This is a genomic window from Desulfonatronum zhilinae (assembly GCF_900182865.1).
Lineage (GTDB): Bacteria > Desulfobacterota > Desulfovibrionia > Desulfovibrionales > Desulfonatronaceae > Desulfonatronum > Desulfonatronum lacustre.
On sequence record NZ_FXUJ01000010.1, the window covers coordinates 22784 to 47355 of the forward strand.

Sequence of the window (24572 nt, forward strand, 5' to 3'; positions counted from 1 at the left end):
GACGGATAGAAGTCCCTGGCCGCTGATCGAAGGAGAATGCATGCGAGCTTTCTGGAAATGCCTCTTGATGGTGTTGGCCATGGGCATGGGCGTTGCCCAGGCGTCCGGCCCTGTTTTTGGGCTTGTCCCTCCGAAGCCGGCCACCGAGGCCACTCGGGCGGCCAATGCCTTGGTGTACCAACAACTCCCCTTTGCCGACACTCAGGACTTTGAGGACGCCCAACGGGGGTTCATTGGCCGTCCGGAGACGTTGACCATCCGGGACGCCACCGGAAAACCGGTCTGGGACCTGGAGAGCTACAAGCGGTTCATCACGCTGGAAGCCGAAGCTCCGGACACCGTCAATCCAAGCCTGTGGCGCATCTCCCAACTGAACATGTTCTACGGGTTGTTCCAGGTCACGGATCGCATCTATCAGGTCCGGGGCTACGACATTTCCAACATCACCTTCATCCGGGGCGACACGGGCTGGATCATCATGGATCCCCTGGTCACCACGGAAACAGCCCGCGCCGCGCTGGAGCTGGTCACCGCCCACCTGGGAGAACGTCCCATTACCGGCATCATCTACAGCCACCCCCATGTGGATCACTACGGCGGGGTACGCGGCATCGTGGACGAGGCCACTGCGGCGCGGATTCCCATCGTGGCCCCGGAAGGATTCCTGGAGCATGCGATCCGCGAGAACGTCATCGTCGGCAATGCCATGAGCCGCCGGGCCATGTACATGTTCGGGCCGTTTCTGCCGCGCAACGACCGGGGCGGGGTGGGGTCCGGACTGGGGATGACCATCTCCAACGGTTCGCAAAGCCTGATTCTTCCCACGACTTCCATCGGAACAACGGGCGAGGAGCTGATCATCGACGGGGTGCGCATGGTCTTCCAGATGACCCCGGACACCGAGGCCCCGGTGGAGATGAACACCTGGTTTCCGGATCAGAAGGCCATGTGGATGGCCGAAAACATCACCGCCACCATGCACAACATCCTCACCCTGCGCGGGGCCCAGGTTCGGGATGCCCTGGGCTGGGCCTGGTATCTCAACGAGGCCATTGAGCTGTTCGGCCCGGAAATGGAGGTCGTCTTCCAAAGCCACCACTGGCCGGTCTGGGGCAACGCCCGGGCCGTGGACAAGCTCAGGAAGCACCGTGATATCTACAAATACATGCACGACCAGACCGTCAACCTGATGAACAAGGGCTATACCGGCGAGGAAATCGCCGAGATGCTGGAGTTGCCCGAGGAGCTGGAACGCAACTGGTCCACCCGCGGCAATTACGGAACCCTCAGGCACAATGTCCGGGCCATCTATCAGCGCTATATGGGCTGGTACGACGGCAATCCGGCCAACCTGAACAACCTGCCGCCGGTCCAGGCGGCCCGCAAGTACGTCGAGTACATGGGGGGCGAGGCGGCTGTCCTGGCCCGTGCCCGGACCGACTTCGAGCGGGGGGAATACCGCTGGGTGGCCGAGGTTCTGAAGCACGTCATCTTCGCCAACCCGGACAACCAGGAGGCCAGGGATCTGCAGGCCGACGCTTTCGAGCAGATGGGCTACCAGGCCGAGTCCGGTCCCTGGCGTTCCGTATATCTGCAAGCCGCCCTGGAATTGCGCGACGGCATTCCGAACATTCCCGGACGCAGCGGCACGTTCAATCCGGACGTGCTCCGGGCCATGACGCCGAACATGCTCTTCGACTACCTGGCCGTGCGGCTTAACGGACCAAAGGCCATGGGCAAAGCCATTGGCCTGAACATTACCTTCACCGGCACGGCTCCGGGGAGCCAGGCAACCTTCGGGCTGACCGTGGAAAACGCGGTACTCAGCTACGGCCGCCCCCTGGGCGCGCCGGACGTCGGCCTTGCTCTGACCAAGAACACCTTGGTCGCCATTATGCTGGGTCAGATGACCATGGAAGAAGCCCGGGACCAGGGCCTGCTCGTCTTTACCGGACATCCGGAGGCCTTTGCCGAATTCATGTCCCTGCTGGATACGTTTCCACCATTGTTTCCCATCGTCACGCCTCGGAACATTGCCGGGGAAAGGTAACTCGGCCTGTCAACCTGACCGTGCCTCATAAGGAGAACGATCATGCTGTATCTCAAAATGTCGCTTGCAACCTCGATTCTGGCCGTATTTTTGTTGCTGGGCCTGAGTACCCGGTCTGTTGCGATGGACAACCTGGAGGCCATCGACGCGGTCCGAATGAACTTCAATGCCGCCTCCATGGCGTCCGACGCATTGGCCCTGGCGGATCTGTTGGACAAAGACGCCGTCTGGGCGCCGCCCGGCCAGCCAGCCATTCTCGGGAGAGAGGCCATCAAGGCCTTTTACGTCAATCGTTTCGCGGACAAAAGAACGGTCATCACCCTGCATCCCGGCGCGATCCAGTTGATGGGCGACTGGGCCGTGCTGCACTCGACCTTTTCCAGGCTCGACGCCGACCGCCTGAACCGGGAAGAGCAGACCTACGCGGGCAACTACCTGTGGATCCTGCGAAAACAGCAGGACGGCGCATGGAAAGTGGCGTATGACATCTGGAACGAGGTTGCTGACGAGTAGCAATCGGCAGTATACGTTTCAGGCAGCTGGCTTGCCAATGGATGCTTTTCACTCAATTCCCGCCTGAACCATACCCGGAATATTCGCCATGAACGTTTTCTCAAGCCTTACAATCCGGGCCCACGCCCTGAAACGAAGCGACGTTGCCCGGCGTGGCCCCCGGCACGTTCATCGACCCGCCGTCCCGATCTTCTCGATCCTTTCCTCGGCGATGTTCCGGGCTCTCGCGGCTCTACTGTGTTGCCTGTCGTTCGCAATCGTGCCGGAGGCGGCAAGGGCTGAAGAGACGGCTTCGCGTCTTGTCCGGTTCAAAAACATAATGGGTCAAGGAACAAGTCTTGACTCCAGTACTATAATCCGAGGCCAAGGAGTCCTCGCATGGATTGGATTTCCATAAACCAGGCCGCGGCGCGATGGGGCGTCGCCCCCCGGGTGGTGCAGCGGTACTGCGCGTCCGGGAGAATATCGGGCGCGAAAAAATACGGGCGCGCATGGATGATGCCCGCGGAGGCTGAAAAGCCTCTCGACAACCGAGTATATGCGCTGGAAACGCAGGCCGAGCCCATCTACCCCGGCCTGTTTCTTCTGGAAAGTCTGCGCTTTGACGGGCGAAGCGTGGAGGAAATCGCCGCGGACCTGCCCGACGACGAATACCGGCGCGAATTCTTCGCGGAACTGGCCTTCCTTCAGGGGGAAACCCAAAAGAGCATGGAGCTGTTCGCTCACATGCCGGAGAGCAGCCCGTTCCGCCTGACCGGCATCTATGTGAGAAATATCGCAGCCATCCGCAAGGCCGACTACATCGCCCTGCGCCGGGGCATGGATGCGTTGAAGCGTCGGCGCGATGAGTATGCGGGCTGCCGATCCGCCCTGAACTGCATCGACCTCGCCGAAGCCGTGGTTTACGCCAGCGTGTACGCGGCGAATCATTGCCCAAAGTGGTTGAAAAACGGCGATGTAGTGCGGTTTCCAATAGGCGTCAGACCATTCGCGCTCTACCTCTACGCCCTGTACCTGAACAGCACCCGCCAGCAGTCACGCATGCTCGGAGTAACGGAAACCGCGCTGGCAATGGCGCCGAAGCACGGCTTCACGGTCGCGGAACTCTATCTGCGGATCATGCGCGTCAACGCGTACGTCATCCTGGACAACAGACGGCGCGCCCGGGAGCTGATCGAGCAGGCGCTTGAGCTCGCGCTCCCGTACGGTCTTGTCGCGCCCTTTTCCGAGCATCTGGGCACGATGCGGGGGGTGCTCGAGGAGATTTCCCGCGAGCGTTTCCCCCAGGCTCATAAGCAGATCCTCAAGGGATGGAAGGAAGTCTTCAACGGATGGACCGAGATACACAACCGCATTCTTAAAAGCGATATAACCACGTTGCTGACCTCCAGAGAATACGCGATTTCCCAGTACCTCATGGACGGCAAAAGCTGCAAGGAGATCGCCAGGCTGATGAACACCACCCTTGCCGGCGTCAACTATTCCCTGCAGATCATCCGCGAGAAGCTGGGCGTCAAGCGCAGCAGGGATATCCCGAAATACGTCAACTGGTGCGCTGAGAACAACCCGAAAACCTGAGAAAGCCAAACTAAGAGCGAGCAAACAGCCCTACACTCTCCCATCCTTTCATCCCCCCGCACCAATCCACAAAGAAGATACGCGCAGGGCATTCCACCATCCCAGCCCCGGTGGAACCCTGCTTCGCAGGAACGCTGCGCGTTGTTTCACGGGGTAAACATCCCAGCATTCCAGCATCCCAGCATCCCAGCATCCCAGCATTTCCTTTCCCACCCTTCCCCTTTCTGTCGCTTATCCGACATCCCTTTTATGAGCGCGTCAAGCTCATCGCGGCCTGCGCCCTCCTCTCGCAATTATTTGTTATCACATATTTTTTTAGACTTGCCAGACATCAAGCAGACTCGAAAATACACGGAATCCAGTCCCTCAGGCGCTGAAAAACCGTTCAAAAACCTCTGAAAATACCCTCAAAAAACACAGTGTTTTTTTTTGAATAAGCACTATGCTCGCCCTCAAAACATTCGGTTTGGAAGGTGACATAATCTCAATTCGACCCCGATTCCGATACCGATTCCGATGCCGATTCCGAAAGGGAAGCTTTGAATGAGAAATGGCATTACCAGCTCTACTCCGACCAACAATAATACCCGAGGCAGAGGAGCCCGAACATGGATTGCCTATCCGTAAGCGAAGCAGCGGCGCGATGGCGCGTGGATCCCCGCGTGGTGCAGCGGTATTGCGCATCGGGGAAAATTGCTGGCGCGAAAAAATACGGGCGCGCGTGGATGATCCCCGCGGATGCCCAAAAGCCGCTCGACAACCGCGCAAAGGCGGAGACGACACAGCCCGAACCGCTCTACCCCGGCCTGTTTCTTTTGGACAACCTGCGCTTTGACGGTCAAAGCGTGGAAAATATCGCCGCGTCCCTGCCGGACAACGAGCATCGGCGCGAGTTTTTCGCGGAACTGGCCTTTTTTCAGGGAGAAAACCAAAAAAGCATGGGTCTGTTCGCTCAAATGCCGGAAACCAGCCCGTTCCGCCTGACCGCCATCCACATGAGCAATATCGCCGCCATCCGCACGGGAGATGAACACACCCTGCGCCAGGGCATGGAAGCGCTGAAGGTCCGGCGCGAAGAGTACGCGGGCTGCCCGTCAGCGCAAAACCACATCGATCTTGCCGAAGCCGTGGTTTACGCCGGCGTATATACGGCGGACCACTGCCCGGAATGGTTGAACAACGGCGACGTGACGAGGTTCTCCGAGGACGTCAGGCCCTTCGCGCTCTACCTGTACGCTCTGTACCTGAACAGCATCCGCCAGCAGGAACGCATGCTCGGAGTGACGGAAACCGTGCTGGCATTGGTCCCGGAGCAGGGCTTCACCATCCCGGAACTCTACCTTCGGATCATGGGCGTCAGCGCCTGCGTGGCCATGGGCGACAGGCAGCGCGCCCGGGAACTGATCGAACAGGCGCTTGAATGCGCGCTCCCGTACGGTCTTGTCGCGCCCTTTTCCGAGCATCTGGGTACGATGCGGGGAATGTTCGAAGATGTTGCCCGCGAGCGCTTCCCGTGGGTTCGCACGGAAATCATCAAGGGGTGGAAAGAAGCCTTCATCGGGTGGACCGAGGTACGCAACCGGATTCTCAAAAGCCGCATGACCACGCGGTTGACCCCCGGAGAATACGCGATTTCCCAATACCTCGTGGACGGCAAGACCCACAAGGAGATCGCCACGCTGATGAATACCACACCTGCCGGCATCAACTACTCCCTGCAAATCATCCGGGAGAAGCTGGGAGTCAAACGCAGCCGGGACATCGTGAAATTCGTCAACTGGTGCGCCAGGAACAAATCAAAAATCTGAGACATTACAGCGGAATATACGTTTTTCCCAACACATCCGGCTTGGAGAGCAACTTCATTCACAAAGGGAGATTGGAATGTACAACCGACTGCGACAGGAAGCCAAAATCGGGCGGCTGACACTTGCCAACCGGGTTGTGATGCCTGCCATGGGGGCGAACCTGGGCGCGCCCCACGGCGGCGTGACCGAGGACATCATCGCGTTTTACGAGGCCCGGGCAAAAGGCGGTGTCGGGCTGATCATTACGGAAATTACGCGGATCCAGGACGGCGCGGGCATCGGAGAGCCCTGCCAGCTCGCGGCATACAGGCCGTCCGACATCAGTGATCTGCAGCGGCTTGTGGAGGCGGTCCACAAGTACGAATCCAGGATATTCATTCAGCTCCAGCATCCCGGCCGGGAAGCATCCCCCGCCATGACCGGCGAGCAGCCCGTGGCCCCGTCTCCCGTGGCCAATCCGCTGACCGGCGGAGGCGTCCCCCGGGAGCTGAGCCTTGAGGAGTGCGAGATACTGGTCCAAAAATTCGTCGGCGCGGCTCAAATCGCAATGTCGGCCGGAGCGGACGGCGTGGAACTGCATGGCGCGCACGGATATTTGATCAATGAGTTTATCTCTCCGGCCATGAATTTTCGCACGGACAAGTACGGCGGCTCCTTTGACAACCGGATGCGCTTCGTGACGGAAATCCTGGCTGGAATCCGGCAAAGCTGCGGAAAGCATTTTCCCGTCTCAGTGCGCATCAACGCCGAGGAGGCGCTTCCGGGAGGGATCGATCTTCAGGAGGCGAGCAGGATCGCCTCGGCCCTGGAAAAAGCCGGCGCCGACGCCATCAACGTCAGTTGCTATTCGTCAGGCACCTTGGAGCCCGGCACCTACGCACAGGGATGGAAAAAGTACATGCCCGCGGCGGTCAAAACAGCCGTCACCATCCCGGTGATCGCGGTGTGCAACATCAAGGAGCCCGGGGCGGCGGAGGCTTTGCTGGAGCAAGGCGTCTGCGATTTCGTTGGCGTGGGGCGCGGGCACCTTGCCGACCCTGATTGGTGCGCCAAGGCCTTTTCCGGCAGAGAGGACGAAATCCGCACATGCATCGGGTGCATGGGCTGTTTCGGCGAAATCGTGAAAGCCAAGCGCGTGCGGTGCGCGGTGAATCCCCTGACCGGGCGAGAGCGGGAATATGACCGCCCGGTCAAAAATGGCCGGGGGCGCGTCGTGGCGGTCGTGGGCGGAGGCCCGGCAGGCATAGAGGCGGCGCTTGCGCTGAAGGAGCGCGGCTTCGCCCCCGTGGTCCTTGACGACAAACAACGGCTCGGCGGCACGCTGAACACGGCGGACAAGGGATACGGAAAAGAGAAGATCACGCGCTACGTGGATGCCTTGATCGCACAGGTCCAAAAAGCGGGCATCGAGGTGCGGCTCAATACCCGGATTGACCCCGAAGGCGTGAAGGCGCTGAACCCTTGCGGCGTCTTTATCGCCTGCGGGGCAACACCTCTGATCCCATCCCTGCCGGGCATTGATGAAAAATGCGTGTGCGTTGCCGAGGACGTGCTGCTGGGCCGGGTCAAACCCACGGGAAGCGTTGTCGTAATCGGTTCGGGCATGACAGGGCTGGAAGCCGCGGAAATGCTGGCCATGAACGGCTGCCGATTGACGCTGGTGGAAATGCTCGGCGAACTGGGCCCCGGCATGTTCCCCTTGATCGTGCAGGACGCCATGAGCCGCATCACCCCCCATAACCCGACAATCCTCACCAGGCACAGGCTGGAACGCGTCGCGCCGGACGGCGTGGAACTGAGCAGGTTGACGGATGGAGAAACGGTATTCGTGCGGGCGGACCACGTGATCCTGGCCATGGGAGTGTCGCCGCGCAAGGCTCTTGTGGACGAGTTCAAAGCGGCCTGCCCCAATGTGTGCGTCGTGGGCGATGCGCGAAAAGGCGGCCGGATACTGGAGGCCACGCAGGACGCCAGAGGCAGGGCGTTTACCTTTGAACCTTGAAACCAGCGAAAAGGAGTGTGCACGATGAACAAAGGCTACCTGATTCCCGAGGAAAAGCTCAAGACCTTCATGGACGGCTGCGCGATGAACAACCAGTACGGCATCGTGCTGTATGCGACACCCGACCCTCAAAAGGCCCGCGAACTGCTGCCCCAGCCCCTGGAACTGCACGACGCTTCGAATCCCTTGGCGTACGCCTACATCGTCAACATCAGGGACCCCACGTTCGCCCCGTGGTACATGGAAGGCGGCATCGGCATTTTGGCCCGCTACGGCCGGCATGTCGGGATTTATTTTCTCGGCCTGATGCTCAGTGGCCCAGGGGCGATGATGGGTGCGTTTATCGGCCGGGAAACAGCCGGACTGCCCAAAAAACTCTGCGAGCGCATCGTTGTCCAACGCTCGGGCGACGAAGGACATTGCTTCATCGAGCGCAACGGGGTGCGTCTGCTTGACGTGCGGGTTGCCATCGGCGCGTACAATGATCCCTCTTTTCGTCAGCAGCCCGAAGGCTGCTCACCGGACAAGCCCGTCATAACAGGAGGCGGCTGCATGCAGCACATGCTCCAGATGGGGTCGTCCGAACTCGTGAACCTGAAGATGCTCTATTACAGCAGTCCGTCCCGGTATTACTCCTGGGAACCGGCCACGGCCGACTGCAAACTGGTCTCTTCCCCGGATGATCGCTGGGGCGAACTGCCGATCAAAAAAATCCTCGGCGCGGGATGGATGGTCAGCGACAACTGGGTCGACGGACTCACCCCCATCTACGACTATCCCAAGGAGCAAATTCCTTCGGCCATGAGCCTGCTCCTTCCGGGCCGTTACGACCGCTGCACCTTTGAGCATCCGCACCAGTGGTACGAATAGGGCCGTGAAACCAACCTGAAAACCCCAAGGAGAAACTCGGATGGAAAACTACAATGACTCCTTTCGCGGCAAAACCGCCATTGTCACCGGTGCGGCCGCGGGCATCGGGCTGGCCCTGATCGAGGAACTGCTGGACTCCGGCGCGAAAAAGGTCGTTCTCGCGGACATCAATGCCGACAAACTGAAAACTCAGACCGAGCGGCTCTCGGCAAAACACCCCGGCAAGGTGAAGAGCGTGGTCTGCAACGTGACCATGGAGCAGGCCGTCGTGGACATGATCGCCGAGGCCGCGGAGTTCTTCAACGGCCGCGTTGACCTGCTGATCAACAACGCCGGGGCCGGGTTTTTGGGGTGCTTTACTCAGCCCGCCGCACCCGACGCCGTGCCCGGGGAAAACCCAAGCGCCCCGGCACAGACCAACGAGGACTGGGAAAAGGGCTTCGCGCTCAACTTTTACGGCGCGCTGTACGGCTGCCGCGCGGCCATCCCCATCATGCAGAAACAAGGCGGAGGCCAGATCCTGAATATTATTTCCGGCATCGTCTTCTCGCCCATGGCCTACCAGAGCATATACTCCGCGACAAAAGCCGCGCTCAACGGCCTGACGCTCTCGCTGCGCACGGAATACTGGGACGACAATATCAAGATCTCCTCCGCCACGCCCGGGACCACGGCCACGGACATCTGGTCCGAATTAAACATGAAGGCGCCCGCCGGAGCGCAGACACCGCAACAGTCCGCGCGGCGCATCCTCCAGGGGGCTGCCCGCAACCAGCGCCTCATCTTTGGGGACGACTCCGACCTGGACGGGGCGAAGCACTGCTTCCATGCCGATCGCGAGAAAGGCATGGACGAGTACTTGCTCAACGTGGCGCGTGAGCGGAGAAAAGGCAGTTTGGCGTTTTAGCAGTCCCTTCAAAAACTTCCAATTGCAGTGACGCAGTACTTGGGGTTTTTGAACGGACTGCCGGATAAGGACTTTTTCATTATGGCGGTGGCCTCATTTTTAAATCACCTTTGTAACGACTCAGCACAAAGTAATGCTGTTGCCGGGGTCGGAATCGGGATCGGAATCGGGATCGAAAACGCTGGGATGCGTTCTACATTCTTCATGGTACGACTCCGATACCGACCCCGATTGCCGGAGCAAGAGCGGACACAAAAAGTACTGAACAGTTACTCACCTTTCACCTCTCAACTATCACCGAGTTTGGTGCAAAGCTTCATTCTTGCACCAAACTCCCAAGCTCTTGCAAGGACGACACACCATGAAAAAAACCGGATTACTCTCTGAAGCAGCTCTTCCGTTTGACGTGGTCATCCTGATCACGGCGGGTTTGATCGCCTTGCTGGCGGGCATCCTGCTTTTCCCCGTCCAGCAAGGGCTGTTGCCATACTATGAAAACGGTCTGTACGGCCTGTTTCTGGTTCTTTTCGCCTTGCAGATCATTGTCTTGGGAAGAACCCCCTTCGGCGATGCACGGCGCTCAAAGCCGCTGCTTGCAATCGGCCTGCTCATCGCGGCCCTGGGGATTATCTCCTGCTTTATTCCGGGGATTCTGGGCCAGGCGCCCCGGATTCTGCTGTTTATCTGCTTCGGCCTGGGTGGTCTTTCCCTTCTTGCGCAACTCTTTGTTGCCAAGGACAAATACCGGGCCTGGAAACCGCTCGGGGGTGTCTTTCACCATCTGATCCTGGGATGCGCGGCGGTGTATGCCTTGTCCATGATGATCGGCCTGGTCGTCCTGCTCCCCGGCGCCCTTGCCCCGAACATGACCGCCGTTGTCGTCATATTGTTCGGATTATCGCTCATCTACCTTTCCGGCGTACTGGTAAAGGTCTATCGCATGTATCCCGAGGCCCAGGCATCCGCCGGGGGAGAGGGAAAGCTGTCCACCGACAAGGCCATGATCCTCTTGCTCTGTATTTTCATGGTGCTTCTGGGCCTGCTGCTGATACCCGTGAGTCTGGGCCTGCTTCCTTTTGCTCCTGGCGCGCAGTTGGGACTCTTACTGCTGCTCTTCGCCCTCCAGATGATGGTGCTGGGCAACACGCCCATCGGCCCTTTTCCGCGGACCTGGCTGATGTTTCTTCTGGGCCTGGTGGTTGCGTTCCTCGGGACGGTGTCTTGCATCATTCCGGGATTTTTGATTTTCCAGCTCACGCTGCTCGTGGGCGTGCTGAATATCTGTGGAGGCGCGGCGACAATCGCAAGAGTGTGCATCGCGTTGTTCAAAAAACCGGACACGCCGCGAGAGCCCGTGCCCCCTATCCTGGTCAGGTTTTTCGCGGCGCAACTGACGTTGGGTTTGTTGGCAATGCTTTTCGGCACATCCATGCTTGTCTCGAACATGATTTCCGCCCTGATCGTCGGCATTGTTCTCGCTTCCAACGGATTCGTCCTTTTGTACCTGCTGCGGATTCTGGTTCGGATCGACAGGATCAAGGCCGAGGCCCGGGAATAGCTGACAATGTCGAATCAGGTCTTGATCTCGAACCGCGAAGGCAGAAACGGCCCTTTATGCGCTTTGGACAGGCAGGTGTCAGGCAAGCCGAAAAAAGTCTATCGCCAGGATTGTTGGCAGTGCCAACAAAATGGGCGCAAACTTCCAGTGAGATGTGGTTGGCGTTTTTTTCAATATACTGAAATTGTGTCATTTTTATCATGGCATGGATCATGCTAAAAGAGATGCAAAACCATTACAGTTCAACCTTAACAGGAGAAATGATCATGAAGAAGCTTCTCGCGGTTGCAGTTATGGCGGTAATGCTCTGCCTGGTCGTATCCGGTAACGCATTTGCCGACGACAGATGCGTGGACAACGGGGATGGAACCGTTACGGACAAATGGACCCGCCTGATGTGGCAGCAGGCAACGGCTGGCCCCATGAATTGGGATGCAGCCATGAGCTATGCCAACAATCTCTCTTTGGGCGGTCACTCCGGCTGGTGGTTGCCGAGCAAGGATGAATTGACGGGACTGTACGATTCTCCCTGTAAATCCATGATGCAAGTACAGCCGACCCGTTACTGGTCGTCTACTACCGACGCCTACGATACGGACTTAGCGTGGCTCGTGGACTTCTACCTCGGCATGAGCATCCTCCATAAGTCGGATAGCTATTACGTGCGTGCCGTGCGTGCCGGACAGTGATCGTTGACTTGATTCTTCGGTGATTTGACCCTTTGGCAGGATGGGGTTGTCGCAAAGGAAGCCTCATCCTGCCAAAGCAGAATGCTGAAAACATTCAGCTTGTGAAGATTATTCAACCCAACCAAGGAGGAACGTCATGAAAATGTGGAGCAAGATTTTCACAACAGCGGCCCTGGCCTTCATGCTCTGCCTGACCTGGATGGTCATGTCCGGGGAAGCCCAGGCCCAGCGGTTCACGGACAATGGGAACGGGACGGTGACGGACACGGTGACGGGGCTGATGTGGACCAAGGATGCCAACCCGTTCGGCTGGTTGAATTGGGATGACGCCATGTCCAGATGCAGCTCTTTCAGCGTTTCCGGAATTGGCGGATGGCGGCTGCCGAGCAGGGATGAGCTTGTGGCTTTATACCATGCAATTCAAGGCGAACATCCCTTTACCGGGGTCCAGTCGTGCAACTACTGGTCCAGCACGACCAGCGCGGACAACACGGACAACGCGTGGGTCGTGAACATGCTCCACGGCTTCGTGGACACCTACCTCAAGTCCTACACCAACCACGTGTGGCCGGTCCGCGCCGGACAGTGAGGTGATTTGGAGCTTGGATTATTTGGGTAATTCGGTTCTTGGCGGGGGTGCAAGGGGCGGCAGCCCCTTTCTCGTCATTAATTTGTTTTGGAACCATCAACTCTCAACCCAACCAATGAGGAAAAATCATGAGGAAAATGTGGAGAAAAATTTTCCCCACAGCGGCCCTGACCTTCATGCTCTGCCTGCTGGGCATGGCCCTGGCCGGGGCGTATGATCGAGCGGACATGGACAAGCTGCGACAGACAAATGCCTGCCCTGGCTGCAATCTATCCCGGACCAACCTGCACAAGGCCGAGCTGTCCGGCGCCGAGCTGCCCGGGACCAATCTGTCCAGGGCCAACCTGCACAAGGCTGATTTGTCCGGGGCCGACCTGTCTGGGGCAGACCTGTCCAGGTCTAACCTGCACAAAGCCAACCTGGCCAAAGCCAACCTGCACGGAGCCGATCTGGAAGCGGCCAACCTGTACGGGGCTGACCTGGTCGAGGCCAACCTGTCCGAAGCTAAACTGGACGGGACCAACCTGGCCCAGGCCGATCTGTCCGGGGCAACATGGACCGACGGCAGGACATGCGCCCAAGGGTCCATCGGGGAGTGCAGATAAGAATGTCCCGAAGGGAGGGTGGGGCCTCATTGTTATTGAACGTGAGGCAGCCGCCTTCCGTGAAACGACTGCCGGGCGGGTCGGGGAATGCACCATCAATCATCAGGAAAGGAGAGTTGATATGGAAGAAAGAAAGCGTTTTTTTCAGGGCAAGGTCGCCGTCATCACCGGCGCATCCACGGGAATCGGACTGGGTCTGGCCAGGAAACTCCTGGAGAGCGGGGCCGAGGTGTTTCTGTCAAGCCGAACCGCGGCACATATCGCCGAGGCCGCCGTGTCGCTGCGGCAGTATGGGGACAAAGTGCATGCCCAGGTACTCGATGTCCGTGAAGAAAAGGCCGTGACCGACTATATGGACTATGTGGCCGCCCGCGGCCCGGTGGATTATCTGTTCTGCAATGCCGGCGTGGGTTACGCCCTCCCCTACGCCGACGTCACGCAACGCGAGGACTGGAACACCATTTTCGACGTGAACGTGTTCGGAGTCGTCAACTGCGTCCACGCCATGCTTCCTCATCTTCTGAAACAGAAAAGCGGTCACATTCTGATCACTTCATCGGTTGCGGGCATATCTCCGCTCCCCTATCAGACGGTCTACGTCGCCAGTAAATACGCTGTTTACGGTTTTGCCCGGTGCCTCAGATATGAACTCGAGGAAAAAAATATCAAGGTCTCGGTCATCTGCCCCGGAGCGGTCGCAACGAACATCTTTTACCGGGGCCTGGATTATTCACTGAATTTCGACCAGCCCCAGCCTCCCAATGTTATTGACATAGATCAGTCCGGAGACGAGATTCTCGACGGCATCCAAAACGGGCAGGAGGTTATACCCGTCAATGACGATGCGCGTGAGCTGTATAAAAACATTTGCGCGGGCAATGCCGATGGTGTTGAAGCCTTCTTGCAGACCGTCAAGGAGATGAATCTGGCAAATATTCGCAAGTTGGCGGCAATGCATCAGTGATGATGTACGAGATATTGTAGTCCAAGCAAACTTCTTTCAACCAAGGAGGAACGTCATGAAAATGTGGAGAAAGATTTTCACAACAGCGGCCCTGACCTTCATGCTCTGCCTGACCGGGCTGGCCATGTCCGGCGAAGCTCAGGCCGAGAGATTCGTGGACAATGGGAACGGGACGGTGACGGACACGGTGACCAATCTGATGTGGACCAAGGATGCCAACCCGTTCGGCAGATTGAATTGGGATGACGCAATGTCCAGGTGCAGCTCTTTCAGTATCTCCGGAATTGGCGGATGGCGGCTGCCGAGCAGGGATGAGCTTGTGGCTTTACACCATGCAATTCAAGGCGGACATCCCTTTACCGGGGTCCAGTCGTCCTGGTACTGGTCCAGTACGACCTACCCGCGCTACACGGACGGCGTGTGGCGCGTGTCCATGTACAGCGGCTGGGACAACGCCACCGGTAAGGCCGACACCGCCCACGTGTGGCCCGTCCGCGCCGGACAGTGAGGTGATTTGGAGCTTGGTTGTTCGGAATACTGGGCTCTTTGGCGGGATGAGGCTGTCCAAGGCGCAGCCTCCGAGGCCCATATTTGCGATTTAGCCCCATGCCCTGGTGGTTGGCAGAGGTAAGAGATTGGATGCGACGGAAAGAATCGGCAACAGAATGTATTCGGTTTCCTGTCACTCAACGAAAATGGAGGTAGAGATGAGAAACAACGCTTTGATTTTTTTAATGATGATACTTTTTCTGGGCACTTCCCATGCATCAGCATTTGAGGCAAAGATCATCAATCAGACGGATCATCGCGTATTTGTCGATGGGTATGGCGTGGCGCCCGGCACGGACCACAGTGAACTGGCCATGACCATTGGTTTGAATCCCAAAGAAACCTTATCCCTGGACTTCATGCACTATGTTCCTTCCGGTCTGACTGGAAGAATATATGTGGAAAATACTCGTCAAAGAGGATGGCTGCAAATCAGGCCGGTTACGATCCAGGGGGGTGACACGGACGGAATTTCCAATTTCACCCCTATGCCTGGAAATACATCGTGGTATATTTGCTGGAAAGTGGGGATAGTTGCTCTTCCCATCAAGGACAATCAATACAGCTTCTGCAAAATGTGAGAGGTGACTGATGAAAACAAGGCTTTGCTTCGCGCTGATGATAACGTTTTTTCTGTTCATGCCCGTCCTTTCCGCCCATGCTGACCCTTTAGGTGAAAGGATCGCCTTTGAGGTCTGCATCCTGGGGGACGGCCGGAATCCCATCCAAATCAGTGAGGAAGAGGCAGCACGATGGAAGGCATCTGCCATATATGCGTCCATATTCAGAACTGTTTATGATGGACGTACGTACAGAAACTTTGACGGCGATTTTACAAAGGAAGCCGGAAGTAATGTTGGTCAATGCGTCAGATCCTTTATAAACAATTTAGGGGACCTGGCGTGTATCGGATCTGACGTGGAGCTGGTCGAGGGTACCACGACGATACGACAATACAACGCGAAACGGATTCTGTGTCGCTGAACTGCTGCCCCCCTGTCCTGACAGCATGGTTTAAAAGGGGGAAACAAAAGAGTTTCCGGTTGAAAACTAGATAGTTATGCGGCGTTCACCGTATAACTGCGCGTTGAAAAAGTCGCCCAACAAACAAGCCTTTGATAGGGCAAGAACGGTTGCAATATCTTAGATTAATTGATATAAATGACATATCTTGCTTGTGGTTTATTTTTTCATCGCAGCCAGGGGAGATTGTCATGGGATTGGGGCGACAAAAGGCTCGACAGGCAGACATGTTCATAGCGTGGAACCAGATACCGAAGTCCAGGGGGCATGCTTTTTTCGACCGTCTTCAGTCTGTTCTTCACAAGTCCGGTTTTGATCGGTTTGTCGAAAATCTTTGCAAGCCCCATTACGCATCCCACAAAGGTCGACCTTTCATTCCTCCCGGACGGTATTTCCGGATGCACCTGGTTGGGTATTTCGAGGGCATTGACAGCGAGCGGGGACTTGAATGGCGTTGCGCGGACTCTTTGTCTTTGCGCGAATTTCTGCAACTCAAAACCTCCGAGTCCGTGCCGGATCATTTTTCTTTGAGCCGGATTCGGAGTCGACTTCCGCTTGAGGTCCACTCTGAAGTTTTCACTTGGGTTCTGCAAAAGATTGCTGATGCGGGTTTGGTTTTGGGCGGCAGGATTGGAGTGGATGCATCGACCATGGAGGCAAATGCCGCCTTGAGGACGATTGTTCGGCGCGACACTGGAGAGAATTATCGGCAGATGTTGACCAGGATGGCCAAGGAGAGCGGCATTGAGACGCCCAAGGCGGAAGATCTTGTTCGCATGGACAAGAACAGGAAAGACAAGAAGCTTTCCAACAAGGACTGGGAGTCGCCGATTGATCCGGACTCCAAGATCGCCAGGATGAAAGATGGCCGCACTCATATGGGATACAAGCCGGAGCATGCCGTTGACTTGGACACCGGAGCCATTGTGGGTGTGGAAATTTATCCAGCTGATCAAGGCGACACGACAACCCTGAAGAAAACCCTGACGACAACCGCTGAGAATCTCGAGAAAACGACGCCGACTCCACCCTGTCCGGACGATCCCGCGGAGCTTTGTGCGGACAAAGGGTATCACTCCCGAGAGGTTCTCAAAGAGTTGGAGGGTGGGCCATGGAAAACGCGGATAGCTGAACCCAAGCCCAAAGGGCTGCTGAACTGGAAGGGCGACCATGAAGCCAGGCGAGCGGTATACAACAACCGTGCTCGCGTCTCGTCGGGGGCTGGCAAATGGGTCGGCAAGTTGCGCACGGAACTTGTGGAGCGAAGCTTTGCGCATACCCTGGACCGAGGAGGTATGCGACGCGTCTGGCTTCGCGGCCTTGAAAATATCCAAAAGCGCTACCTGATTCATGTTACCGGATTCAACCTTGGCCTACTCATGCGCAAACTGATCGGATACGGCACCCCGAAAGGGACCGCGGATGGGCTCGGGGCAGCCATGATAATGATGAACAGTGGTTCATTTTGTGTTTTGGCGTTCTTTTTATTGACCAGAGAGCATGAAGTTGTTGTTTTGGCTTTTTACACAGCCAATTACACCTGAAACCAAAATGTTCTTTTCTCAACGGACTGATAACTCGCCCTGATTGTGGGCAGGTGGGAGCGGCGGCTTTGGGGAGAATTGTTGTTGGTGAACGTCAGACAGCCACCTGCTGAAAAAATACTGTTGAGCGGGTCGGAGGTATTCATCATCAATGATGATGTCCCCGCAAAAGTCCAAAGCAGGCGTTTTTCAACCAAGGAGAAAAAATCATGAGGAAAATGTGGAGAAAGCTTTTCACAACAGCGGCCCTGGCCTTGATGCTCTGCCTGTCCGGACTGGTCATGTCGGATTCCGCCTTGCAGGCCCTTTTCCAAGTCCTTCAGCCCCGCGAATCCCATGCCCAGACAACGGTGCCGCCGTGCGAATACTCGTTATGGGACGCCTATCACATGTGCCTGACCGCTTGTGATGGGTGGTACGATGTCCCTAAAGAGAAGGAAACATGCAAATCCGGGTGCATGTGGATGTGGCAAAATGTCAGAAACGGCAACCATCCGTCCAATTGCCACTATCGAGAGTGATTTCTAGCCATCGAGGACAATGCGGTTGGCGCACTGAGCATCCGGGACACGACGTTCGTCAATGCCGCGGCCAAGGCCATGTCCGTGATCAGCGTCAAAAACGTGGTGTACACGGTGGAAGATATCTGGATGCCGACGGATTGATGCGCCTGAAACCCAACGGGAAACACCTCATGAACCTTTCTTCATGCTCCATGATCCAGCCCGGCGCCCAGAATCGACGCGTTGTTGCCGGGCGATGTTCCTCGCTCTTTTTTTCTCCCCGCGCCCCGATCTTCTCGATCCTCTCCTCGGCGCCTTTCCGGACTCTCGCGGTATTGCTGTGCTGCCTGTGCTGCATAGTCATGCCGGGAGCGGCAAAGGCCGAAGAGACCGCTTCGCGCCTTGTCCGGTTCATCCCCCACTGGTCGCCCCAGGCCCAGTTTGCCGGGTATTACGTGGCCAAGGACAAGGGCTTTTACGCTCGCCATGGACTGGATGTGGAACTGTTGCGCGGCGGTCCGGACAGCCCCGCCGGGCTGGCCCTGGCCCAGGGGCGGGCCGAGTTCGCCTCCATGTTCCTGTCCGGGGGGGTGGAATTGCGTTCACGGGGCGTTCCGGTGGTCAACGTCGGGCAGATCGTCCAGCGTTCCGCCCTGATGCTGGTGGCCAAGAAAAGCAGCGGGATCCTTTCGCCCATTGATCTGGACGGCAAGCGCGTCTCGGTCTGGCCGGCGTTCCAGGCCCAGCCCCTGGCTTTTTTCCGGCGCTACGACATGAACGTGACCATCATCCCCCAGGGCTACACCCTGGACCTGTTCCTGCTGGGCGGCGTGGATGCGGCCTCGGCCATGTGGTACAACGAATACAACACCCTTATCCATGCCGGAATCAACGAGAACGAGCTGAGCGTGTTCTTTTTGGCCGACTACGGGGCCAATTTTCCTGAAGACGGACTGTACTGCCTGGAGAGCCTGGCGCGTGATGATCCGGACCTGGTCCGGGATTTCGTTCAGGCCTCCCTTGAAGGCTGGCTGTACGCCTTCGACCATCCGGAAGAGGCCCTGGACGCGGTCATGCTCCGCGTCGAGGAGGCCAATCTGCCCACCAACCGGGTGCATCAACGCTGGATGCTGGCCCGGATGCGGGACATCATCCTGCCCGAGGGCGAAAACATCCCCCTCGGTCGCCTGGAAGAGCAGGATTACGAGCTGGTGGCGGCCGAGCTGTTCGAGACCGGGGTAATCACGCACACAGCGCCCTTCAGGAGTTTTTATGACCCGCGTTTCTCCGCCGAGTAGAAAGCAGCGCCTGTCCTTTCGCCTGGCCCTGTTCGTCCTGACCAGCACGACCCTGATCTTCCTGATCGCCTTTGGCTACAACTACCATTATTCCAAGCAACTTGTGCTGAAGAACGTTCAGGAAAACGCCGCCAATCTGACCCGCTCCCTGGTGCATCAACTGGAAACCACGCTCAGCGGGGTGGAGCGCATACCCCGCTTCCTGGCCCTGCACCTGGAATACGGGCACCCCACGGAAATCGAGCTGCTGGCCATGCTCCGGGACGCCATGGAGGCCAATCCGGATATCTTCGGAACCACGGCGGCGTTCGAGCCCCATGCCATGGACCCGGACGAGCGCTATTTCGCCCCGTATGTGTATCGGGATGTGTCCGGCGAGCTGGTCCTGACCAGTCTGGGTGGCGAGGGCTATCAATATTTTTACTGGGACTGGTACAGCATTCCTCGACATCTCGGACGTGCTCTCTGGAGCGAACCCTATTTCGACGAGGGAGGCGGCAACGTCGTGATGTCCACGTTCTCGGCTCCATTTTACCGGAATACCGAAGCAGGGCGCCAATTTCGCGGCGTGGTCACCGCGGATGTTTCTCTGGAAGCCCTGGTGGACCTGATTTCCGCCGTCTCCCTGTACGAATCCGGGTATGCCTTCCTGATCAGCCGCAACGGCCAGTTCGTGGCCCATCCGGACCAACACCGGATCATGCGCCAGAGCGTGTTCAGCGTGGCCGAGGAAATGAACCTGCCCGAGCTGCGCCGGATCGGTCGGGAGATGATCCGGGGCCAAGAGGGGTTTGCCGATTTCACCAGTGTGCACACGGGCCGGGTCTCGCTGCTGTACTACGCGCCTGTGCCGTCCAGCGGCTGGTCCGTGGGGGTGATGATCCCCAGGGACGAGCTGTACGCGGACATCCTTTCCCTGAGCCATGTCGTGCTGCTCATCGGCGCGGCGGGTTTTTCCATCCTCCTGCTGGTGGTGGCGGCCATTTCCCGGAGCATCACCAAGCCGCTGCGCACCCTGGTCGGGGCGACCACGGAAATCGCCAAGGGCAATCTGGACGTGGCCCTGCCCAAGGCCCGGGTCAATGACGAGGTGGGCCAGCTTTCCGGCTCCGTGGACGCCATGCGCGTGGCGCTCAAGGAGTACATCACCAACCTGACCGAAACCACCAAGGCCCAGGAACGCATCGAGAGCGAGCTGAAAATCGCCCGCAACATCCAGATGAACTTCCTGCCCAAGCAGTTTCCGCCGTTCCCGGACCGCCACGAGATGGACCTCTACGCGGTCCTGGATTCGGCCAAGCACGTGGGCGGGGACCTGTATGACTTTTTCCTCCTGGACGAGGATCATCTGTTTTTTTCCGTGGGCGACGTCTCGGACAAGGGCGTGCCCGCGGCTCTGTTCATGGCCGTGACCAAAACCCTGATGAAAGGCATCGCGGAGCAGGAGCCTGATCCTTCCAAAGTGCTGGCCCGGGTGAACAACGAGCTGTGCCTGGGCAACGAGGCGGGCATGTTCGTGACCCTGTTCTGCGGAGTCCTGAATCTGCGCACCGGCCTGCTGCGCTTCTCCAACGCCGGGCATAACCGGCCGATCCTGCTGGCCGCCGGCCAGGCGGCCCAGTGGCTGGACCTGCCTCCGGGGCTGGTTCTGGGCGGCATGGAGGACATGCCGTTTCAGACATGGGAAATCAGGCTCAAGCCAGGCGATGCTCTGCTGGCCTACACCGACGGAGTGACCGAGGCTTTTAATCCTGATCAGGAACTCTACTCCGACGAACGCCTGCTCCAGGAAACCAGTGCCAGAAGCGGGAAGCCTCCCAAGAAACTGGTGGGCGAGCTCCTGGAAACCGTCCGCGCCTTCTCCGGCACCGCCCCGCAATCCGACGACATCACCCTGCTGGCGGTCCTGTACCGGGGCACGTCCGGCCAAGCTTCCTGACGGGCCAGGGCAATTTTGTCACGCGAAACAACGAGGAACCAAAGATTTCCATGACCCAACAGCAAGGTCCGTTCAGGCCTGATGGAATTACATACCAACCGCGTGTGGCCCGTCCGCGTCAGCCAGTGAGGTACTTCTTGGGGCCGTTACATGAGGAGCAATCCTCAAACAACCTGCTGCTGAAGACCCTCATGGAAAAGCACGGCTTCAGATATTACGACAAGGAATGGCCGGGGCTCGCATATTCTCGACTTGATCTCCCTCTTGTTGATCATCCGTGCCCCGATTCCCACCCGGCTTCACCCTGCGTTGGCATCAACCATCATCAAGGAAAGGACCAAGACCATGCTTCATTTCGCCGAGGAAATCCTGCTGCTGACCCTGGACGACAAAAAAGGCGCCTTCCGCCCCATGCCGGAACAGGCCTTGCGCACGGCCCTGGCCGGAGCCCTGCTCATGGAGTTGGCCACGGCCAACCGCATCGACACGGACCTGCACGCCCTCATGGTGGTCAATACAGATCCCACGGGTGAACCGCTCCTGGATGAAATATTGCAGAGGCTGCAAGCGGGGCAAACCAGTCGGAACGCGACTTTCTGGCTGAACGAAATCGCCTTGCGGACCGACAGGCTTCAGGAACGCGTGCTCCAGGGACTGGTGGACAAGGGCGTTTTGAAAGTCGAGGATCGCAAGATCCTCTGGGTCTTTGCCCAGCGCCGCTACCCATTGATGGACGACCGGGAAGTCAAGGAAGTCCGAGCCAGGTTACGGGAATTGATCCTCAGCGAGGGCATTCCCGGCCCGCGCGAGGCCGTGCTCATCGGCCTGGTGAGCGCCTGCGGGCTTGCGGAAACCTTGTTTCCGGAACAGGAACTGCCCAAAGTCATGCCCCGACTGACGGAACTGGCCAAACTGGACCTGATCGGCAGGGAGGTTGATCAGGCCATCAAGGAAATATTCATGGCCATGACCTCCTTCAACGTGCGGATTATGGGGACCGTTGAATGACGGCGACGACGCGCGCCACGTAACGCATGCCGGATGGGGGCACATCCGCCGGACGCGGCTTTCGCGGATGAACCGGAAAAGAGGGAAGCCGAAGGTCGCGCCCCCACGGGCGTTTTCGCCCTCACCGGCGGCTTTGCCTCCAATCCCGAAGACCTGACCGAGACGGATCTGCCCGTCGTCCGTGCCGATCAGGATTTCGTCTGCGTGGACGACCTCGGCCTCGCGAACGTCGATCGGGCCGGATTGACCCAGGTGGCGCAAAAGGCCTGCGCATCTGGTGAATGCATCCACAACGAAGCCGACGTGATCCGTCCTGAAAACGTCCTGCACGCCCTCATCGCCGCGGACGCCCTGGGCCGGGCCAGGAAGGCGTAGTCGCCTGAAATAAACGAAAATCGAGTACGGCGTCATCTCCGTGTTGCTGACAAGCAACGTAACACCACCCGTTTCCGCCGTTCTTGTTTGCAGTGCCAAAAAGGTTGGTGCCAACCACGCTGTCGCGCGCGGCTGGCAGGTTTCCGCAACAAATTGAAATTATGCATATTTCCTGCTTGGCGCGAATTGTGCTTAATTGAATGAAACATCAACACCATTCAACGTTCAAGGAGGATCGTCATGAACAAGATGTGGAGAAAGCTGTTCGCCATTTCGGCGCTGGCATGCATGCTCTGCCTGACCGGACTGATCATGTCCGGCCCTGCCTTTGCCCAACAGTGCGTGGACAACGGAGACGGGACCGTGACGGACAACAACACAGGCAAAATGTGGCAAAAAGAACCGGCCGTTCAAATGGATTATGCTGCGGCCATTGGCTATTCCGTTTCTCTTTCTTTAGGAGGTCATTCCGGCTGGCAGCCTCCAAGCAAGGATGAATTGCTGGACCTTTCTCGCTCACCATGCAAAAACATGATGGACTTGATACCCTATTTTCATTGGTCATACAGCCGTTCTGGGAACGATGATCAACTCGCTTGGTACGTGGACCTTAAAAACGGGGACGCGAAACTTGAAAAAATGTCGAGTCGTCTCTTTGTCCGTGCTGTGCGTTATTATTAATGATTTGGTGATTCGGTTGCTTGAACTCGTGAGGATACGTCAGGTAACACCCCACGTAAGCAGTGGATTCTGTTCATACCCTCATATGGCAACTGCGGAAACGGTTTTGCCGGTGACAGCAAAGGCACAGCTGGCATTGGAGTTCTTTCGCCAAATCCATTCCAGACTTCGCCTCATCGGCGCAATAGCTTCCGCGGAAGCATATCTACAGACGAATCAGCCAACCAACCACCAACTCAAATAGGAGCAACTCCCATGAAAAGATCGTCTTTCCCGTCGTATCCTCTCGGCCTGGCCAGGATTATCCTGGTCCTCGCCCTTTTTCTGTCCTCCCCGGCTCTGGCCCAGAACACCGACCACCAAAAAGCCATGGACCGGCTGAACGCCTATGCCGCGTACATGCTTTCGGAGCGGCCGCACTTCATCGGCTACCCCATCAACCAGGATACGGAACTGCATGGGTTCTACAAGTGGTATCAGGAAAGCGGGCTTTCCCAGGCGGCCATGAACAACGTGGGCGACCCGTACAAGACCAGCGGTCTGCTGCTCAACTCCCATGAATTTGAGCAGGAAGTGGTGGACTATTTCGCGCCCCGTTTCGGTTTCGACAAGGGCCATTGGGGCTTTGTCACGGCCAGCGGCACGGACGGCAACAACCACGGCATGTATTTCGGCAAGAAGGTCTTGCAGGCCCAGTCCGATCTGCCGCCCATCGCCTACGTCTCCGAGGAGGCTCACTACTCCATCAAGAAGCTGGCCGACGTGCAGGGCCTGGAGCTGCGCCTGATCAAGGCCGATGCCATGGGCCGGATGGAACTGGCCGACTTCGAGGCCCAGCTCGACCCAACCCGCCCGGCCCTGGTGGTCATTGCCATGGGCACCACGTTCAAGGGCGGCATCGACAACCAGCTGGGCATCAACGCCATCCTGGAAAAGGTCGGTCCGCCGGCCGTGTACCGCCACCAGGACGCGGCCCTGTTCGGGAGCATCCTGGGCTTTCTGCCGCCCCCGGCCAGCGACCTGGTGAACAGCGCCAAGATGGGCTTCGACTCCATCGCCATTTCCGGCCACAAGTTCTGGGGTCTGGACGAGCCCGCGGGCCTGTTCCTCTCCACCCAGTACGTGCGCGACAACATCAACCCCTTTCAGGTGGAATATCTGAAGGATGCCGTGCCCACCATCACCTGCTCCCGCAGCGCCATTTCCCCGCTGAAGCTGTGGTGGAAGATCACCTTTTCCGAGCCCAACGTCTTCGAGAACCAGGCGGCCCAGCTCATCGCCAACGCCGAGTATCTGCATGGCGAGTTGGAAAAGCTGGGCATCAAGTCCTGGCTCAACGAATACTCCAACACCGTGTTCTTCCAGCGCCCCAGCCCAGGGATCATGGACTTCTACGGCCTGGCCCCGGATGTTCATCCGGAGCAGGGCGAGCTGGCCCATGTGCTGATCATGCAGCATGTGAGCAAGGATCTGCTGGACAAATTCGTCGCGGACGTGAAGAAGGATTTCGGGAAGTAAC

Annotated in this window: 22 protein-coding genes; 21 read left to right on the forward strand and 1 reads right to left on the reverse strand. The window is 57.9% G+C overall.

Annotated elements, in window-relative coordinates:
* Positions 1-40: 40 nt before the first annotated feature.
* The 15 genes from AC559A_RS09585 (at position 41) to AC559A_RS09655 (ending at position 17249) form a co-directional block, all read left to right on the forward strand.
* On the forward strand, positions 41-2050 hold the full coding sequence (locus AC559A_RS09585; RefSeq protein WP_498817741.1) for an alkyl/aryl-sulfatase: 2010 nt from the start codon (positions 41-43) through the stop codon (positions 2048-2050).
* Positions 2051-2092: 42 nt separating this feature from the next.
* Positions 2093-2563, forward strand: a complete 471-nt coding sequence (locus tag AC559A_RS09590; RefSeq protein ID WP_498817742.1) for a YybH family protein — start codon at positions 2093-2095, stop codon at positions 2561-2563.
* A gap of 378 nt (positions 2564-2941) precedes the next feature.
* Positions 2942-4141 (forward strand): LuxR C-terminal-related transcriptional regulator, encoded by a 1200-nt coding sequence (locus AC559A_RS09595; protein ID WP_498817743.1) that lies wholly within the window; start codon positions 2942-2944, stop codon positions 4139-4141.
* Positions 4142-4749: 608 nt separating this feature from the next.
* Positions 4750-5949 (forward strand): helix-turn-helix domain-containing protein, encoded by a 1200-nt coding sequence (locus tag AC559A_RS09600; protein WP_498817744.1) that lies wholly within the window; start codon positions 4750-4752, stop codon positions 5947-5949.
* 76 nt (positions 5950-6025) lie between these two features.
* Complete coding sequence (locus AC559A_RS09605; RefSeq protein ID WP_498817745.1) at positions 6026-7951, forward strand: oxidoreductase; 1926 nt, start codon at positions 6026-6028, stop codon at positions 7949-7951.
* A 24-nt stretch (positions 7952-7975) separates the two neighbouring features.
* Positions 7976-8821 carry an acetoacetate decarboxylase family protein gene (locus AC559A_RS09610; RefSeq protein ID WP_498817746.1) on the forward strand — a complete coding sequence of 282 codons (846 nt, stop codon included), beginning with the start codon at positions 7976-7978 and terminating at the stop codon, positions 8819-8821.
* A 40-nt stretch (positions 8822-8861) separates the two neighbouring features.
* Positions 8862-9728: an SDR family NAD(P)-dependent oxidoreductase gene (locus AC559A_RS09615; RefSeq protein WP_498817747.1), complete on the forward strand. Its 867-nt coding sequence runs from the start codon at positions 8862-8864 to the stop codon at positions 9726-9728.
* A gap of 361 nt (positions 9729-10089) precedes the next feature.
* Complete coding sequence (locus AC559A_RS09620) at positions 10090-11286, forward strand: hypothetical protein (RefSeq protein ID WP_498817748.1); 1197 nt, start codon at positions 10090-10092, stop codon at positions 11284-11286.
* Between the two features lie 266 nt (positions 11287-11552).
* Entirely contained in the window at positions 11553-11975 is a 423-nt protein-coding gene (locus AC559A_RS09625) for an Lcl C-terminal domain-containing protein (protein ID WP_498817749.1), read from the forward strand.
* A 136-nt stretch (positions 11976-12111) separates the two neighbouring features.
* Positions 12112-12564 (forward strand): Lcl C-terminal domain-containing protein, encoded by a 453-nt coding sequence (locus tag AC559A_RS09630; RefSeq protein ID WP_498817750.1) that lies wholly within the window; start codon positions 12112-12114, stop codon positions 12562-12564.
* Positions 12565-12692: 128 nt separating this feature from the next.
* Positions 12693-13169: a pentapeptide repeat-containing protein gene (locus tag AC559A_RS09635; protein WP_498817751.1), complete on the forward strand. Its 477-nt coding sequence runs from the start codon at positions 12693-12695 to the stop codon at positions 13167-13169.
* A 121-nt stretch (positions 13170-13290) separates the two neighbouring features.
* Complete coding sequence (locus AC559A_RS09640) at positions 13291-14133, forward strand: SDR family NAD(P)-dependent oxidoreductase (RefSeq protein ID WP_498817752.1); 843 nt, start codon at positions 13291-13293, stop codon at positions 14131-14133.
* A 55-nt stretch (positions 14134-14188) separates the two neighbouring features.
* Positions 14189-14641 carry an Lcl C-terminal domain-containing protein gene (locus AC559A_RS09645; RefSeq protein ID WP_498817753.1) on the forward strand — a complete coding sequence of 151 codons (453 nt, stop codon included), beginning with the start codon at positions 14189-14191 and terminating at the stop codon, positions 14639-14641.
* 199 nt (positions 14642-14840) lie between these two features.
* Entirely contained in the window at positions 14841-15263 is a 423-nt protein-coding gene (locus tag AC559A_RS09650) for a hypothetical protein (RefSeq protein ID WP_498817754.1), read from the forward strand.
* 633 nt (positions 15264-15896) lie between these two features.
* Entirely contained in the window at positions 15897-17249 is a 1353-nt protein-coding gene (locus AC559A_RS09655; RefSeq protein ID WP_498817755.1) for a transposase, read from the forward strand.
* Here AC559A_RS09655 and AC559A_RS09660 read toward each other — a convergent pair.
* The gene (locus AC559A_RS09660; RefSeq protein WP_498817756.1) at positions 17240-17563 is read right to left on the reverse strand and encodes a hypothetical protein; all 324 of its coding nucleotides are present in this window, start codon (positions 17561-17563) and stop codon (positions 17240-17242) included. The genes AC559A_RS09655 and AC559A_RS09660 overlap by 10 nt on opposite strands.
* 380 nt (positions 17564-17943) lie before the next feature.
* Between AC559A_RS09660 and AC559A_RS09665 the strand changes: the two genes are divergently transcribed.
* The 6 genes from AC559A_RS09665 to AC559A_RS09690 all read left to right on the forward strand — a co-directional run bounded on the left by AC559A_RS09665 (position 17944) and on the right by AC559A_RS09690 (position 24571).
* Positions 17944-19050 carry an ABC transporter substrate-binding protein gene (locus tag AC559A_RS09665; protein WP_498817757.1) on the forward strand — a complete coding sequence of 369 codons (1107 nt, stop codon included), beginning with the start codon at positions 17944-17946 and terminating at the stop codon, positions 19048-19050.
* On the forward strand, positions 19025-20989 hold the full coding sequence (locus AC559A_RS09670; RefSeq protein WP_498817758.1) for a SpoIIE family protein phosphatase: 1965 nt from the start codon (positions 19025-19027) through the stop codon (positions 20987-20989). Before AC559A_RS09665 ends, AC559A_RS09670 begins: the two co-directional genes overlap by 26 nt.
* A 345-nt stretch (positions 20990-21334) precedes the next feature.
* Entirely contained in the window at positions 21335-21997 is a 663-nt protein-coding gene (locus AC559A_RS09675) for a GOLPH3/VPS74 family protein (protein ID WP_498817759.1), read from the forward strand.
* Positions 21998-22030: 33 nt separating this feature from the next.
* Positions 22031-22372, forward strand: coding sequence for a hypothetical protein (locus tag AC559A_RS09680; protein ID WP_498817760.1), 342 nt, complete (start codon positions 22031-22033; stop codon positions 22370-22372).
* A gap of 240 nt (positions 22373-22612) precedes the next feature.
* Positions 22613-23053, forward strand: coding sequence for an Lcl C-terminal domain-containing protein (locus AC559A_RS09685; protein ID WP_498817761.1), 441 nt, complete (start codon positions 22613-22615; stop codon positions 23051-23053).
* A gap of 255 nt (positions 23054-23308) precedes the next feature.
* Positions 23309-24571, forward strand: coding sequence for an aminotransferase class V-fold PLP-dependent enzyme (locus AC559A_RS09690; RefSeq protein WP_498817762.1), 1263 nt, complete (start codon positions 23309-23311; stop codon positions 24569-24571).
* The last annotated feature ends 1 nt before the right edge of the window (position 24572 follow it).